The organism is Microbispora cellulosiformans, from assembly GCF_008728085.1.
Lineage (GTDB): Bacteria > Actinomycetota > Actinomycetes > Streptosporangiales > Streptosporangiaceae > Microbispora > Microbispora amethystogenes.
Genome location: NZ_VYTZ01000048.1, coordinates 1 through 1,481, shown reverse-complemented (window position 1 = coordinate 1,481; position 1,481 = coordinate 1). Strand labels below are relative to the sequence as shown.

Below are 1,481 nucleotides of genomic sequence, written 5' to 3'. Positions count from 1 at the left end.
CCGCGCTGTCCTCGGTCGTGTCGACCGCGAAGTTGTTGTCCTGACCGAGCTTCTGCACCGCCGCGATCCCCTCGGGGATCGAGTCGTGCCGGAACCCGGTCGTCTTCGAGAAGACGAGCACCTTGAAATCAGGGGCTGCGGCACTCGCGGCGCCGGTCTGGGGCACCGACGCCATGGCGGGCGACGCGAACGCCAAGGGAACGGGGAGGGTCACTGCGAGGGACATCGCCGCGGCCAGATGGCTCAGGGCGCGATGTCTGTGAACTGTCAAGACAGCTCCTTTGAGGGGTGAACGGGGCTGCCGACCGGGGGGCTTTGTCACACCAGTCCCCAGAAGAGCAGGCGTCGCGACCGTAATCCCGTTTCGTCCGGTTGTGAAGACCTTTTAATCGAATCGACATGCCTTTCTCTACTTCGTTCTGGAAGTTACGTCTAGTGCTGACTGCCTTTCGCAAGTCCGCTGACCAGGGCCGGAGAGGGTTCGGCTTCCCCTAAACTGCTAGACATCCGATGTCTGGCGGCCTCGTCCGCCTGCGTACAGGGGGTGGCTTCGTGGCGGTCACGGACGCGGCGATCGACCGGATCAAGCAGATGATCATTTCGGGTGAGCTGCGCCCCGGGGACCGGCTGCCGAAGGAGGCCGACCTGGCCGAACGGCTCGGCCTGTCCCGCAACTCGCTGCGGGAGGCCGTGCGCGCGCTCGCCCTGATCAACGTGCTCGACGTACGGCAGGGTGACGGCACCTACGTCACGAGCCTCCAGCCCAACCTGCTGCTCGACGCGATGTCGTTCGTCGTGGACTTCCACCGCGACGACACCGTGCTGCAGTTCCTGGAGGTGCGGCGCATCCTGGAGCCGGCCGCCACCGCCATGGCCGCGCTGCACATGTCGGACGAGGACGTCGAGGCACTCCGCGAGATCCTGAGCGGGGTGCCGGACGAGCCGAGCGTGGAGGAGCTTGTCGCCAACGACCTGCGCTTCCACCAGCACATCGCGGCGGGGTCGGGCAACGCGGTGCTGTGCTCGCTCATCGAGAGCCTGTCCGGGCCGACGACCCGGGCGCGTATCTGGCGCGGCCTCACCCAGGAGGGCGCCAACGAGAAGACGCGGGAGCAGCACGCCGCCATCTGCGACGCGATCGCCGCCCGGCAGCCGGAGGTCGCGAGGGCGTGGGCCACGGTCCACGTGGCCGGAGTGGAGGAGTGGCTCCGCAGCGCCCTGTGACACCCGCCCCTTGACGATGGTGAGACGGAACCGGCCCCGGCGCTCCTGTCGGGGAGCGCCGGGGCCGGCCGGTGTCACTCGATCAGCTCGATCAGTTCGATCGGCTGGGTGGGGGCGTCAGGGTTGCGTCAGGTCGAACCGGTTGACGGTGACCGAGCCGCCCAGGGACTGGGTGGCGTAGTTGAAGATGCCGAAGCGGTAGCCCATGAAGAACTGCCAGGCGTTGCCCATCGTGAAGGCGGGGCCGAAGGAGGTGA

2 protein-coding genes are annotated in these 1,481 nt (G+C 67.6%); one reads left to right on the top strand and one right to left on the bottom strand.

All coding sequences use genetic code 11. The annotated features are described in order from the left end of the window. On the bottom strand, positions 1 to 271 hold a 271-nt coding region (locus F5972_RS36775; RefSeq protein WP_225312245.1), incomplete at its 3' end, for a ThuA domain-containing protein. A gap of 281 nt (positions 272 to 552) precedes the next feature. Here F5972_RS36775 and F5972_RS36770 point away from each other — a divergent pair. Continuing rightward, positions 553 to 1,224 carry a FadR/GntR family transcriptional regulator gene (locus F5972_RS36770; protein WP_111702010.1) on the top strand — a complete coding sequence of 224 codons (672 nt, stop codon included), beginning with the start codon at positions 553 to 555 and terminating at the stop codon, positions 1,222 to 1,224. Positions 1,225 to 1,481 lie beyond the last annotated feature (257 nt).